Here is a 14,207-nt window from a genome sequence, read left to right as displayed (position 1 = left end):
TCTCGCATGCAGCATTTTCGCTGGCAATATCACAGGTTTTTATTCAAAAAAACGCTAAATCACGCATGAAAGCCATGCTCAGGCGCATAGGCTTTCAAAATATTAATCGCCCGTTTGCACGCCGTGATCGGCGCGCATGGCTTTTAGTCTCGAATTATACTGTCAGATGACGCCGCGCTTCGGGCGTATCCAGCGTTTCGGCAAGCCCCTCATGCACGATTTCGCCCCGGTCCATGATGTAGACATAGTCGGCAAGCTCGCGGCAGAAATCCAGATATTGCTCGACCAGCAGGATCGCCATGCCGGTGGAGTCCTTGAGATATTTGATCGCTCGGCCGATATCCTTGATGATCGACGGCTGGATGCCCTCGGTCGGTTCGTCGAGAACCAGAATTTTCGGCCGCGTCACCAGCGCCCGGCCAATGGCAAGCTGCTGCTGCTGCCCGCCGGAGAGATCGCCGCCGCGCCTTCCCAGCATGGATTGCAGCACCGGAAACAGGCTGAAAATATCATCAGGAATAAAACGTTCCTTGCGCGGCAAAGGCGCATAACCGCTTTCAAGGTTCTCCTGCACGCTGAGCAGCGGAAAGATTTCCCGCCCCTGCGGCACGTAACCGACACCACGCTTGGCCCGATGGTAAGGCGCCAGCCCATCCAGCGCCGCCCCTTCAAAGCTGATCGACCCGGCACTGATGGCGTGCTGACCAGTAACGGCGCGCAACAGCGAGCTTTTGCCCACCCCGTTGCGGCCAAGAACACAGGTGATCTTCCCCATCTCGGCCGTGAGCGACACGCCGCGTAGAGCCTGTGCCGCGCCGTAGTGGAGGTTGATGTCGTTGACGTTCAGCATGGTGCTACCTTGTCTGAAAAAGCTTGACAGGAGAGTGTGGCATGGATCCTCGGGTCAAGCCGAGGATGACGTTGAGGGGAGCAGGAGACGCAAAGCGACATTACCGAATACCGATTTCAGCTTGCAATTTCGTCTTACGGGCAGAACGCCATATCGTGAAAATTTTCGTGCAACATTCTCAGGGTAGTTTCCAGACGTAACCCCCACCCACCCGTCATCCTCGGGCTTGACCCGAGGATCCACCCCCGAGAACGCACCATGAGCGGCTTCGTCTACATTGTTGCAAGCGGCAGGCACGGAACGCTTTACATCGGTGTGACGTCCAACCTTGAGCAGCGAATTTATGAACACCGCGAAAAACTGACGAAGGGCTTTACCAGCCTTTACGGGTGCACGAGGCTCGTCTGGTACGAGGAGCATATGAGCATCGGCACCGCCATCCAGCGAGAAAAATCGTTGAAGCGCTGGTATCGCGACTGGAAGATCAAGCTGATTGAGGATTTTAATCCGGAGTGGCGCGATCTTTATGAGGAGTTTGGATGAGCGGGTGGGGATGGATCCTCGGGTCAAGCCCGAGGATGACGGCAGAGAGTGTGGCACTGGCATCGACAAAACCACCGACGTCATCCTCGGGCCTGACCCGAGGATCCACAGCGGCAAGCGCCAAACAACCGAAACAATGAGCCGCCCCATCACCGCCCCAGATAATTCTCGATCACCTTCGGATCGCTGGACACAAAATCGATCGAGCCTTCGGCGAGCACCGAGCCTTCGGCAAGACACGTCACTTTCACACCCAGTTCGCGGATGAAGCCCATGTCGTGCTCCACCACCACAACCGACCGGGTCTTGGCGATTTCCTTCAAGAGCACGGCGGTTTCGGCCGTCTCCGCATCCGTCATGCCGGCCACCGGCTCGTCCACCAAAAGCAGTTTCGGTTCCTGCGCGAGCAGCATGCCGATTTCCAGCCATTGTTTCTGGCCGTGCGACAGGTTGGCGGCAAGATCGCCGCGACGGTGGCTGAGACGCACGGTGGCGAGGATTTCCTCGATGCGCGCCTTGTCCTCCGCTGTCAGCCGGTAGAACAGCGTGGCGAAAACGCCGCGCTTGCGGTTGAGCGCCAGTTCCAGATTGTCCCAGACGGTATGGCTTTCAAACACCGTCGGCTTCTGGAATTTCCGCCCGATGCCGAGCTGGGCGATATCCGCCTCGTCCTTTTTCGTGAGGTCGATGCTGTCCTCAAACAACACTTTGCCGCTATCCGGCCGTGTCTTGCCGGTGATGATATCCATCATCGTCGTTTTGCCCGCACCATTCGGGCCGATGATGGCGCGTAGTTCACCCGGCTCCACCACGAAGGAGAGGGAATTGAGCGCCTTGAACCCGTCGAAGGAAACGGAAACACCATCCAGATAAAGCAGGCTCTTGGTTCTGTTTTCGGAAATCGTGTTCATATCAGCCTCACTCCGCCGCCTGTTGCGCCACAGTTGCGGCGCTGTCATTGCCGGGTTGCCCGGCCGCACTTGCCGCACGCGCGACCCGCTTTTCACGACGCCCGATGAGATAATGCTGCACGGTGCCGACAATGCCCTTCGGGAAGAACAGCGTCACCGCGATGAAGAGACCGCCCAGCGCAAACAGCCAGAATTCGGGAAAAGCACCGGTGAAATAGCTCTTGCCGCCATTGACCAGAACAGCGCCGATGATCGGTCCGATCAGCGTGCCGCGTCCGCCCACCGCCGTCCACACCACCACTTCGATGGAGTTGGCGGGAGAGAATTCGCCGGGATTGATGATGCCCACCTGCGGCACGAACAGCGCACCGGCAATGCCCGCCATCATGGCTGAGACGACGAAGGTGAAAAGCTTGATGTTTTCCACCCGGAAGCCGAGAAAACGCACCCGGCTTTCGGCATCGCGCACGCCCACCAGCACCTTGCCGAATTTGGAATTGACGATGCCGGATGCGATCAGCAGTGAAATCGCCAGCATCACGGCCGTCATGGCAAACAGCACGGCGCGGGTGCCATCCGCCTGCACGGAAAAGCCGAGGATGTCCTTGAAATCGGTGAGGCCATTATTGCCGCCGAAGCCCATGTCGTTGCGGAAGAAGGCGAGCAAAAGCGCGTAGGTCATGGCCTGGGTAATAATCGAGAGATAAACGCCGTTGACGCGCGAGCGGAAGGCGAACCAGCCGAACACGAAGGCGAGCAGCCCCGGCACCACCAGCACCATCAGCGCCGCAAACCAGAACATGTCGAAGCCGTGCCAGAACCACGGCAGTTCCTTCCAGTTCAGGAACACCATGAAGTCAGGCAGCACGGGATGGCCATAGACCCCGCGCGTGCCGATCTGCCGCATCAGATACATGCCCATGGCATAACCGCCGAGCGCGAAGAAGGCGGCGTGGCCGAGCGAGAGAATGCCGCAATAACCCCAGACGAGATCAAGCGCCAGCGCAAGCAGCGCATAGGCCAGATATTTGCCCAGCATCGACATGATGTAGGTGGGGATACGGAATGCGCTATCAGCTGGCAAAAGCAGGTTGGAGGCGGGCACCAGCACGGCAATGGCCAGAATGATGCCGATGGCGATGGAGATGCGGCGATCGAGCGCGCGCAGGAGGAAGCCGGTAATCATGCTTCGATCGCCCTTCCCTTGAGTGCGAAGAGACCGCGCGGCCGCTTCTGGATGAACAGGATGATGAGGACGAGCACGAGGATCTTGCCAAGCACGGCGCCGACCGTCGGCTCAAGGAACTTGTTGAGCACGCCAAGCGACAGGGCACCCACCAGCGTTCCCCAGAGATTGCCGACCCCGCCGAACACCACCACCATGAAACTGTCGATGATGTAGCTCTGGCCGAGATTGGGAGAGACATTGTCGATCTGCGACAGCGCCACGCCGGCAAGGCCGGCAACGCCCGAACCGAGCGCGAAGGTGAATGCATCCACCCAGGGCGTGCGGATGCCCATGGAAGAGGCCATGCGCCGGTTCTGGGTCACGGCGCGCATCTGCAGGCCGAAGGAGGAGCGCTTCAGGAGGACCAGCAAGGCGAAGAATACCGACAGCGAGAAACAGACGATCCACACCCGGTTCCAGGTGAAATTGAGATAACCAACGCTGAAGGAACCGGACATCCAGCCGGGGCTGCCGACTTCCCGGTTGGTCGGGCCGAAGATGGAGCGCACGCCCTGTTGCAGCATGAGCGAGATGCCCCAGGTGGCAAGCAACGTCTCAAGCGGCCGCCCGTAAAGGAAGCGGATGACGCCGCGCTCCATGACGAGGCCAACAAATGCCGTCACCAGAAAGGCGACGGGCAGAGCGATGGCCAGCGACCAGTCGAACAGGCCGGGGAAATGGGTGCGGATCAGCTCCTGCACCATGAAGGTCGAGTAGGCGCCGATCATCACCATTTCGCCATGCGCCATGTTGATGATGCCCATCACGCCGAAGGTGATGGCGAGGCCGATGGCGGCCAGCAGAAGCACGGAACCTAGCGACAGGCCATACCAGATGTTCTGTGCGTAATCCCAGATGGCAAGCGAGCTTTGAATACCTGAAATCGCGCTGTCGATATCGGGTTTCAGGCTTGGATCGACGGAAGGGGACGCCGCCATCAGAATGCCGATCGCGTCACGCCCGCCAAGCTTCTTGATGGTCGCAATCGCGTCCTTCTTCTCACCAAGCGACCGGTCGGAGGAGAGCAGCGAAACGGCTCGCGCCTCCTCCATCCGGGTCCGCACCTCACTGTCGGTTTCCTTGGCGATGGCCGCTTCCAGCAATTCGAGATTTTCCGCGCTCGGCGCTTTAAGAACGGCATCTGCCGCCGAAAGCCGCACGGATTTTTCCGGGCTGAGCAGCGTCAATCCACCGAGTGCTGCGCGAATGACCCGGCGCAGATTGTTGTTGATCTTGATCTTGGAGACAGCGGCCTTCGGCGCTTCACCGACACTTTCCCCCGAAAGCGGATCGAGAAGCGTGAAACTGGACCCGGCGGCCCGCACCATGAACACCAGATTGTCGGCCTTGCGCACGTAAAGCTCGCCCGCAGCGAAAGCCTCCAGCGCCGGCACGACCCGCGCGTCACCCGTGGTGGCGATCTGGCCGATCAGCGTTTCAGCCTGCTTGAAATCCGCCGTGCCGAGCGCATCGATCAACGCCTTCGGATCGCTTTGCGCCATGGATTGCGCAGCGATCCCAAGGGCGAGCCAGAGAAAAACAGCTCCGAGAAAAGATCGGATCGTCATGTCGGTTCCTTAGAGCGTTTCCGGTAAAAGCGCCGTCTGTGGGTGCCGCTACCCCCCTCTGCCCTGCCGGGCATCTCCCCCACAAGGAGGGAGATCGATCTGCGGCAAGGCCTCGCCCATATCAAAGTTTGAGAGTGGAGCGGCGAAATCGCGTCTTGCCGATCTCCCCACCTGTGGGGGAGATGCCCGGCAGGGCAGAGGGGGGCATGCTGGCTCAGTTTTCAACTATCGGAGCCGCCCCTCCTTACGAGGGGGGCGGCAACCAAACCCTATCAGCTACCCTTGCCGCCGCACTTGCCGGTCGCAACGTTGAAGTTGCCGCAGGACATCGGCTTGCGCCAATCCGAGATCAGGTCCTTCGAGTCCGGCAGGTAATCGGACCATTCGTCGCCCACGACCTGCGAGGTCTGCTGCACGATCTGGAACTGGCCGTCGGCCTGGATTTCGCCGATCAGCACCGGCTTGGTGATGTGGTGGTTCGGCATGACGGTGGAATAACCGCCCGAAAGATTCGGCACCGAAACACCGATGATGCTGTCGAGAACCGCGTTCGTATCGGTAGTGCCAGCGGTTTCGACGGCCTTTACCCAGGCGTTGAAACCGATATAGGCAGCTTCCATCGGGTCGTTCGTCACGCGCTTGTCGTTTTTCGTAAACGCATGCCAGGTCTTGATGAATTCGGCGTTGACCTCGGTATCGACGGACTGGAAGTAGTTCCAGGCGGCAAGGTGCCCGACCAGCGGCTGCGTATCGAGACCGGCAAGCTCTTCTTCGCCAACCGAGAAGGCGACGACCGGAATATCCTCGGCCTTGATGCCCTGGTTTGCCAGTTCCTTGTAGAACGGCACGTTGGCGTCGCCGTTGATGGTGGAGACCACGGCGGTCTTCTTGCCGGCCGAGCCGAACTTCTTGATGTCGGACACGATCGTCTGCCAGTCGGACTGGCCGAACGGCGTGTAGTTGATCATGATGTCCTCTTCCTTGACGCCCTTGGACATCAGGTAGGCCTTCAGGATCTTGTTGGTGGTCTGCGGATAGACATAATCCGTACCGGCCAGAACCCAGCGCTCGACGCCTTCGGTCTTGGCAAGGTAATCGACAGCCGGGATGGCCTGCTGGTTGGGTGCTGCACCCGTGTAGATGATGTTGCGGGAGGATTCTTCACCCTCATACTGCACCGGGTAGAACAGCAGGGAATTCAGCTCTTCGAAAACCGGCAATACGGATTTGCGCGACGAAGACGTCCAGCAACCGAAAACGGCGGCAACCTTGTCCTGCGAAATCAGCTGGCGGGCCTTTTCGGCAAACAGCGGCCAGTCGGAGGCCGGATCGACCACAACGGCTTCGAGCTTCTTGCCGAGAACGCCGCCCTTCTTGTTCTGCTCGTCGATGAGCATCAGCATGGCGTCCTTCAGCGTCGTCTCAGAAATCGCCATGGTACCGGAAAGAGAATGCAGCACGCCCACCTTGATCGTATCGTCAGCGGCGAATGCGCCGTGGAAGGCGGTGGTGGACATGATTGCGCCAAGCAGCGCAGCGCTAAGCGTCTTTGTCAGCGTCTTGCGGAATGTCATCGGAAGAACCCCTCTCCTTGTTTAGCCCTCATCGGGCTTCAGCGGCATCGTTGACCGCTGCTGGAAGGGACTATCGATCTCGTGGACGCGAAACCGTATACGTCAATTGACGTAGGCGGGGTGGCGAAAGCTGCAGGGAGCGTTTTGGGGAGGGAAGGTGGTTGTTGAAACACAAAGCGGTTTCACGCCGGACCGTCGCCAGCTATTCGACGTCATCCTCGCCTTTGACGCGAGGATCCATGGCCGCTCCAGATAGTGGATCCTCGGGTCAAGCCCGAGGATGACGCGGAGTGAGCGGATAGCGCTGGAAACACAAACAGAGAAACCGATTATCTGGCAATCGACCGCAGTTTACAAAACCCACATCAAGCGTGCGGTTTGTCGTCCCGGTCTTCGTCGCGGATAGCGTCGTCGTGATACCAGGAGCCGAAGTCGATATGCGGCGCTTTCGCCTGTTCCTCAAGGTCGCTCAGGCCGCTCTTGCGGAACTTGGGAACGCCAGCGCGCCCGCCAACCGGGAATTGGTAGATCGTTGCCGTATCGCGATGAAAGCCAGTTGCCATATCGAACATCTCACTTTGTTTGCATCGAAGCACTTTAGTCCTGAAGCAAACCCCTAAAGACCGGATTCGCTCCATCTGATTAAAAAAAAATCACGTTGCGAAAAATATAGGCATTAAATGGTCGTTCAGCAAGAAAAACCATTCCGGAAGCGCCGGTTTTTGGGGCAAATGCCGATCCGTCGTTCGCAATCGAAAACATTGCACCGCAACAGGGCATTTCAAGTGATGCCACCCGCTATCTGTTAGGAATCACTGACGAAACATTAGGGTTCGCTTTATCTGTTGCAGCGCAACATGAGCTGATGACAGGGATATTGGCCCCGCTGGCCCGATACTCACCTGAAAGATTTTTCGAAGAATTCGTCAAACATCGCCAATCTGGCACGCGGCATGCATCTAAGGGGTCAGCCCTTGAACGCGAATGCGCTTCCGGCGGCGAAAGCCACGGAGGCCTCAAGGCTTCGCATTGTTACCTATGAGAGGTTCGTAATGACTAAGTTCAAACTCGAGTACATCTGGCTGGACGGATACAAGCCGGTCCCTAACCTGCGCGGCAAGACACAGGTCAAGGAATTCGACGAATTCCCGACGCTCGAGCAGCTGCCGCTTTGGGGTTTTGATGGCTCGTCCACCCAGCAGGCCGAAGGCCACTCGTCGGATTGCGTGCTGAAGCCCGTTGCGATCTATCCCGATCCGGCCCGCACCAACGGCGTACTCGTCATGTGCGAAGTCATGATGCCTGACGGCGTCACCCCGCATGCATCGAACAGCCGCGCGACCATCCTCGACGACGAGGACGCATGGTTCGGTTTCGAGCAGGAATATTTCTTCTACCAGGACGGCCGTCCGCTCGGCTTCCCCGAGCAGGGCTACCCGGCTCCACAGGGTCCGTATTACACCGGCGTCGGCTTCAAGAACGTTGGCTCGGTTGCCCGCGAAATCGTTGAAGAGCACCTCGACCTCTGCCTCGAAGCAGGCATCAACCACGAAGGCATCAACGCCGAAGTGGCCAAGGGCCAGTGGGAGTTCCAGGTATTCGGCAAGGGCTCCAAGCGCGCCGCCGACCAGATCTGGATCGCCCGTTACCTGCTGGTACGCCTTTGCGAACAGTACGGCATCGACGTCGAGTTCCATTGCAAGCCGCTCGGCGATACCGACTGGAACGGCTCCGGCATGCATTGCAACTTCTCCACCAAGTTCCTGCGTGAAGTTGGCGGCAAGGAATATTTCGAAGCCCTCATGGCCGCTTTCGCCAAGAACTGGCAGGAGCACATCGACGTTTACGGTCCGGACAACCATCTGCGCCTGACCGGCAAGCACGAAACCGCTCCGTGGAACAAGTTCTCCTACGGTGTTGCCGACCGTGGCGCCTCGATCCGCGTTCCGCATTCCTTCGTCAACAACGGTTACCGTGGTTACCTCGAAGACCGTCGTCCGAACTCGCAGGGCTGCCCCTACCAGATCGCTTCCGTCGTTCTGAAGACGATCGCAGAAGTGCCGCTCGCAAAGTCGGCTGCTGCCTGATAAACCAAGACATGGCGTCGCCCCGAGCCGGGCGACGCCATTTTTATGTCCACCGAACGGCCGGACCGGACAGGCGACCTTTCGCCATCGCCGTGCGCGACATAGACTTTCTTATGCGCAAATTCAGAAATGTTGCGTGGCTTCGAGCAACTGCATCGGATTTTCCGAAAACCGCGACACAGCTTTCGGTCCGATGCTCTAAAGCAAGAAAGTGAGCGATGGGCATTCTCCGCAAATTCTCTCTCGAAAACCGTATCGCCGTCATTACCGGCAGTGGCCGCGGCCTTGGTTTCGAAATCGCCAAGGCCTTTGCCGAGGCTGGCGCCCATGTGTGGCTGACCGGCCGCAATGCCGAGACGCTGGAAGAGGCGGCAGACACCCTTCGTGACGCCGGCGGAAAAGCCGATTACGCGGCCTTCGACATCGCCGATACGGCCGCCGGAAGCGCCCTTGTTCGCCGCATCATGGACGAATTCGGCCATCTCGATATTCTCGTCAACAATGTCGGCGCGCGTGACCGCCGCCCGCTTGCCGAATTCAGCGACGACGATGTGCTGGAACTGATCCGCACCGACCTCACCTCCTCCGTCTCGCTGTCGCGCGATGCCGCGCAAGCCATGAATGCCAATGGTTACGGCCGCATCATCACCATCACCTCCATTCTCGGCCACATCGTCCGGCCGGGTGATGCGATCTACCCCGTCGCCAAACAGGGCCTGACCGGGCTGATGCGCGCCATCGCCGTGGAATATGGCGCGCGCGGCATCACCAGCAACGCCATTGCGCCGGGCATGTTCGCCACGGAAACCAATGCTGCTCTTGCCGAAAACCCTGAGATGGCCGCCTTCGCCAAGATGCGCGTGCCGCTGGAGCGCTGGGGCCGGCCGGATGAAATAGCCGGTGCGGCGCTGTTTCTGGCGAGCGACGCGGCCTCCTTCGTCAACGGCCATGTGCTGACGGTGGATGGCGGCATGTCGGTGCGGCTGTGAGAGACCTCACCCACCCGCGGCCACATTGTTTCGGCAAAACCGGGCCTCTGGCGGCGGGAGGCATGACGGAACACCCGTTGCGGAAAGGGGCTGGATCGTAAGCATGGCCGCACGGCAACGCATCATCCCCGTCAGGCGCGAATATAACCGCTGGGTCGCCAACCAGACGCTGGAAGATTATGCGCTGCGCTTCACCGCCAAAAGCGCCCGGCAGTTTTCGTCCAACCGCATTTCCCACACCGCCATCGGCGCGATTTCGTTTCTGGCGCTGGAAGCCATCGGCGGCGCCATCACGCTGTCCTACGGCACCACCAACGCCTTTTACGCCATCATCGTCGCCGCCATCGCCATGCTCGCCGTCGGCCTGCCGATCAGCCGTTACGCCATCCGCCACGGCGTCGATATCGATCTTCTGACGCGCGGCGCAAGCTTCGGTTACATCGGCTCCACCATCACCTCGCTGATCTATGCCGCCTTCACCTTCATGCTCTTCGCCATCGAGGCGTCGATCATGTCCGGCGCGCTGGAACTGGCGCTCGGCATTCCCCTGTGGATCGGCTACATCATCTCCGCCGTCATGGTCATTCCGCTCGTCACCCATGGCGTGCGCCTCATCAGCCGGTTCCAGATCATCACCCAGCCTTTCTGGATCGTGCTGAACGTCCTACCCTTCATCTTCATCGCCCTGATGGACTGGGAAAAATACGATCTCTGGCGGGCCTTTTCCGGCATTCGTCATGCCTCCGGCCCGCCGGGCACACTTGCGCCCTTCAATCTGGTGGAATTCGGCGCGGCGTCCGCCGTCATTCTCGCGCTGATGTCGCAGATCGGCGAACAGGTGGATTTTCTGCGCTTCCTGCCCGCCGAAGGCCAGAGCCGCCTTCGCCACCGCATCGCGGTGTTTCTGGCCGGGGCCGGCTGGGTTGTCGTCGGCGTGCCGAAGCTGCTGGCCGGTTCCTTCCTCGTGGTCTTGACCTTCAGCTCCGGCGTCTCGGTGGACCGCGCCGCCGATCCGGCCCAGATGTATCTGACCGCTTTCGGTTACATGATCCCCAACGAGACGGCGGCCATGCTACTGATGGTCGCCTTTGTGGTAGTCTCGCAGCTGAAGATCAACGTCATGAACGCCTATGCGGGCTCGCTCGCCTGGTCCAACTTCTTCTCCCGCCTCACCCACAGCCATCCTGGCCGTGTCGTCTGGCTGGTCTTCAATGTGGCGATCGCGCTGCTATTGATGGAACTCGGCATCTACCGCCTGCTGGAAGAAACGCTCGGCATCTTCTCCATCGTCGCCATGGCCTGGCTTTGCACCATCTCCGCCGATCTTTTCATCAACAAGCCGCTCGGCCTTGCCCCGCCCGGCATCGAGTTCAAGCGCGCCCATCTCTACGATATCAATCCGGTCGGCGTCGGCTCCATGGCGCTTTCGGCCACCATCGCGCTGATGGCGCATTTCGGCACCTTCGGCGCGCTCGCCGCCTCGCTTGCGCCCTATCTGACCCTGATCGTCGCCTTCATCGCCTCGCCGCTGATCGCCTGGGGCACGAAGGGCCGGTTCTATCTGGCCCGCAAACCGCGTCAGAAATGGCGCGAACTGAGCGCCATCACCTGCTCGATCTGCGAACACCCGTTTGAACCGGAAGACATGGCATGGTGTCCGGCCTATGCGGCGCCGATCTGTTCGCTCTGCTGCTCGCTGGACAGCCGCTGCCATGACATGTGCAAGCCGAAGGCCAAGCTCAATTATCAGGTCGCAACCGTCGCAAAGACCTTCCTGCCCCGGCAACTGGTGGCAAAGCTCGCCACCCGGCTCGGGCGTTACGGCATGGCGGCGGCCATTGCCGTCACCGCCATCGGCGGCATATTGGCGCTGATCGCCCATCAGGTCGGCACCGCCTCGCCGACAACGGCTGACGTAGTCAACCGCACCATCCTCATCGTGTTTTTCGTCTTCGCCGTCATTGCCGGCATCGTCTGCTGGTTCCTCGTTCTTGCCCATGACAGTCGGGTGGTGGCGGAAGAGGAATCCTCGCGCCAGAACACGTTGCTGCTGAAAGAAATCGCCGCCCACAAGAAGACCGACGCCGCCCTTCAGGACGCCAAGGAAACGGCTGAAGCCGCCAACCGCGCCAAGAGCCGTTACGTCGTCGGCCTCAGCCACGAACTCCGTACGCCGCTCAATGCCGTTTTAGGCTATGCCCAGATCCTCGAGCGTGACGAGACCATTCCCGCGCCGCGGCAATCGGCCATCAAGGTCATCCGCCGTTCCGCCGACCACCTTTCCGGCCTGATCGACGGGCTTCTCGATATTTCCAAAATCGAGGCGGGCCGGCTTCAGGTCTACTCCAACGAGATCAACATTCAGGATTTCCTCGACCAGATCGTCGACATGTTCCGTCCGCAGGCGCAGGCGAAGGGGCTGGAATTCCGGCACGAACGCGCCCATTCGCTGCCTCAATATGTGCGCACGGATGAAAAGCGGCTGCGCCAGATTCTCGTCAACCTGCTCTCCAACGCCATCAAGTTCACCGATGAAGGCAGCGTCACCTTCGATGTCGCCTATCGCAGCCAGGTGGCAAGCTTCACGGTGTCCGATACCGGGCGCGGCATCGCCGAGAAGGACCTCGCCCGCATCTACGAACCCTTCCAGCGTGGCGAAGCCGAAAGCGTGCGTCCCATGCCGGGCCTCGGCCTCGGGCTCACCATTACCCGGCTTTTGACCAACACGCTCGGCGGCGAGATTTCCGTATCCAGCGAAAAGGACAACGGCTCCACCTTCCGCGTCCGTCTCATGCTATCCGCCGTGCATCGGCCAAGCACGGCGCCTGCGCCGGAAAAGACCATCCGCTCCTATTCCGGCCCACGCCGCACCATCGTGGTGGTGGATGACAATGAGGATCACCGCGAGCTGATGCGGCAGGTGCTCTCGCCGCTGGATTTCGTCGTGCTGACCGCCCAGAGCGGACCGGATTGCCTGACGCTGATCGAAGGCGTGAAGCCCGATCTCTTCCTCATCGATATTTCCATGCCCGGCATGACCGGCTGGCAGCTCGTGACGAAATTGCGCGAAGCCGGCCAGACGGCCCCGCTCATCATGCTCTCGGCCAATATCGGTGACGGCACCGTTGCGGGTGCGGGCGAGGACAACCACAACGACGCCATCGCCAAGCCGGTCGATATCCGCCACCTGTGCGACCGGCTTGCCGTGCATCTCGGTCTGAAATGGATTTACGATACGGACCTGCCTCCGGCACCCGTACCTCCGCCGCCGGCGCAGATCGTCCATCCAGGCACGATCCATATCAAGGATTTGCAGCGGCTCGGCGAAATAGGTTACATACGCGGCATAGAAGCTAAACTCGCCGACCTTGCCCGCAACACGGACAACCTGCCCTTCACGCAAGAGCTCGGCACCTATGTGCAGGCCTTCGATCTGGCCGGTTATGCCGATTTTCTCAAGCGATTTTCCGACAATAACAACAGGGGAGACGGCAAGGCATGAGCGGTCACGCAGCGGCTCCGAGAGACATCGTCTTGCTGGTGGATGACAGCCCGGAGGCGCTGGGGTTCCTCACCGATGCGCTGGAACAGTCAGGCTTTTCGGCGCTGATCGCCACCTCCGGTCAGGCCGCACTCAACATTGCCGAGCGTATCACCCCCGATATCATCCTGCTCGACGCCGTCATGCCTGTTATGGACGGTTTCGAAACCTGCCGCCGCCTGAAGGCCAATGCCGCCGTGGCGCAGGTGCCTGTCATCTTCATGACCGGGCTGACGGAGACCGAACATGTGGTGCGGGCGCTGGAATCTGGTGGTGTCGATTATCTGACCAAGCCGATCAATATCGATGAGCTGCGCGCCCGTATCCGCGTGCACCTTACCAATGCCCGCTCGGCGCAGAGCGCCCGCGTGGCGCTCGATGCCGCCGGCCGCCACCTGCTTGCCGTGCGCGCCAATGGCGCCATCCACTGGTCGACACCGCAGGCAACCCGGCTGGTCAATGCCGCCACCGGCCGCGATGACGGGCTGGAGATCGTCGTCAGCCACATCGGCCGCTGGCTCCAGGAACGGGCGACAGTGGACGCGGGGCGCGACACACCGCTGACAATCACGCAGGTCGGGCGCCCTGCCCTGCAACTCTCATTTCTCGGTGCGATGGGTCCGGACGAACATCTCTTCCGCCTGACCGCCGCCAACGAGAAATCGGACGACCATCTGCTGAAAGAACATTTCGCCCTGACGACGCGGGAATCGGAAGTGCTGCTGTGGATCGCCAAAGGTAAATCCAACCGCGATATCGGCGACATTCTCGGCCTTTCCGCCAGAACCGTGAACAAACATCTGGAACAGATCTACGTCAAACTCGGCGTCGAAAACCGCGCTTCCGCGGCCGTCAAGGCCGCGCATATTCTGCATCAGGGCTGACGGCTGCATTTAGTGTGGTAAGGTTCGGCAAA

Annotated in this window: 11 protein-coding genes; 5 read left to right on the top strand and 6 right to left on the bottom strand. The window is 60.1% G+C overall.

Annotated elements, in window-relative coordinates; all coding sequences use genetic code 11:
* Positions 1–154: 154 nt before the first annotated feature.
* Positions 155–850 (bottom strand): urea ABC transporter ATP-binding subunit UrtE, encoded by a 696-nt coding sequence (urtE, locus tag RBH10_RS10715; RefSeq protein WP_281037228.1) that lies wholly within the window; start codon positions 848–850, stop codon positions 155–157.
* A 258-nt stretch (positions 851–1,108) separates the two neighbouring features.
* On the opposite strand from urtE, the gene RBH10_RS10710 reads away from it, so the two are divergent.
* The gene (locus RBH10_RS10710) at positions 1,109–1,393 is read left to right on the top strand and encodes a GIY-YIG nuclease family protein (RefSeq protein WP_281037229.1); all 285 of its coding nucleotides are present in this window, start codon (positions 1,109–1,111) and stop codon (positions 1,391–1,393) included.
* A gap of 149 nt (positions 1,394–1,542) precedes the next feature.
* Here RBH10_RS10710 and urtD read toward each other — a convergent pair whose 3' ends face one another.
* The 5 genes from urtD to RBH10_RS10685 all read right to left on the bottom strand — a co-directional run bounded on the left by urtD (position 1,543) and on the right by RBH10_RS10685 (position 7,246).
* On the bottom strand, positions 1,543–2,304 hold the full coding sequence (urtD, locus tag RBH10_RS10705) for an urea ABC transporter ATP-binding protein UrtD (RefSeq protein WP_045017665.1): 762 nt from the start codon (positions 2,302–2,304) through the stop codon (positions 1,543–1,545).
* 7 nt (positions 2,305–2,311) lie between these two features.
* The gene (gene urtC, locus RBH10_RS10700) at positions 2,312–3,490 is read right to left on the bottom strand and encodes an urea ABC transporter permease subunit UrtC (protein WP_281037230.1); all 1,179 of its coding nucleotides are present in this window, start codon (positions 3,488–3,490) and stop codon (positions 2,312–2,314) included.
* Positions 3,487–5,100 carry an urea ABC transporter permease subunit UrtB gene (urtB, locus tag RBH10_RS10695; RefSeq protein WP_281037231.1) on the bottom strand — a complete coding sequence of 538 codons (1,614 nt, stop codon included), beginning with the start codon at positions 5,098–5,100 and terminating at the stop codon, positions 3,487–3,489. The genes urtC and urtB overlap by 4 nt, the downstream gene beginning before the upstream one ends.
* Before the next feature lie 272 nt (positions 5,101–5,372).
* The gene (gene urtA, locus RBH10_RS10690) at positions 5,373–6,674 is read right to left on the bottom strand and encodes an urea ABC transporter substrate-binding protein (protein WP_281037232.1); all 1,302 of its coding nucleotides are present in this window, start codon (positions 6,672–6,674) and stop codon (positions 5,373–5,375) included.
* Positions 6,675–7,039: 365 nt separating this feature from the next.
* Positions 7,040–7,246, bottom strand: coding sequence for a DUF2735 domain-containing protein (locus RBH10_RS10685; protein WP_281037233.1), 207 nt, complete (start codon positions 7,244–7,246; stop codon positions 7,040–7,042).
* Positions 7,247–7,726: 480 nt separating this feature from the next.
* Between RBH10_RS10685 and RBH10_RS10680 the strand changes: the two genes are divergently transcribed.
* From RBH10_RS10680 to RBH10_RS10665, 4 genes are all read left to right on the top strand, one after another.
* Positions 7,727–8,761: a glutamine synthetase beta-grasp domain-containing protein gene (locus RBH10_RS10680; protein ID WP_045017676.1), complete on the top strand. Its 1,035-nt coding sequence runs from the start codon at positions 7,727–7,729 to the stop codon at positions 8,759–8,761.
* 218 nt (positions 8,762–8,979) lie between these two features.
* Positions 8,980–9,750 (top strand): SDR family oxidoreductase, encoded by a 771-nt coding sequence (locus RBH10_RS10675; protein WP_281037234.1) that lies wholly within the window; start codon positions 8,980–8,982, stop codon positions 9,748–9,750.
* Between the two features lie 103 nt (positions 9,751–9,853).
* Positions 9,854–13,252 (top strand): ATP-binding protein, encoded by a 3,399-nt coding sequence (locus RBH10_RS10670; protein ID WP_281037235.1) that lies wholly within the window; start codon positions 9,854–9,856, stop codon positions 13,250–13,252.
* Positions 13,249–14,175, top strand: coding sequence for a response regulator (locus RBH10_RS10665; protein WP_281037236.1), 927 nt, complete (start codon positions 13,249–13,251; stop codon positions 14,173–14,175). Before RBH10_RS10670 ends, RBH10_RS10665 begins: the two co-directional genes overlap by 4 nt.
* The last annotated feature ends 32 nt before the right edge of the window (positions 14,176–14,207 follow it).

This window comes from Rhizobium sp. AN73 (genome assembly GCF_030757975.1).
Classification (GTDB): domain Bacteria; phylum Pseudomonadota; class Alphaproteobacteria; order Rhizobiales; family Rhizobiaceae; genus Agrobacterium; species Agrobacterium arsenijevicii.
This window is presented reverse-complemented; position numbering and strand designations above follow the sequence as displayed.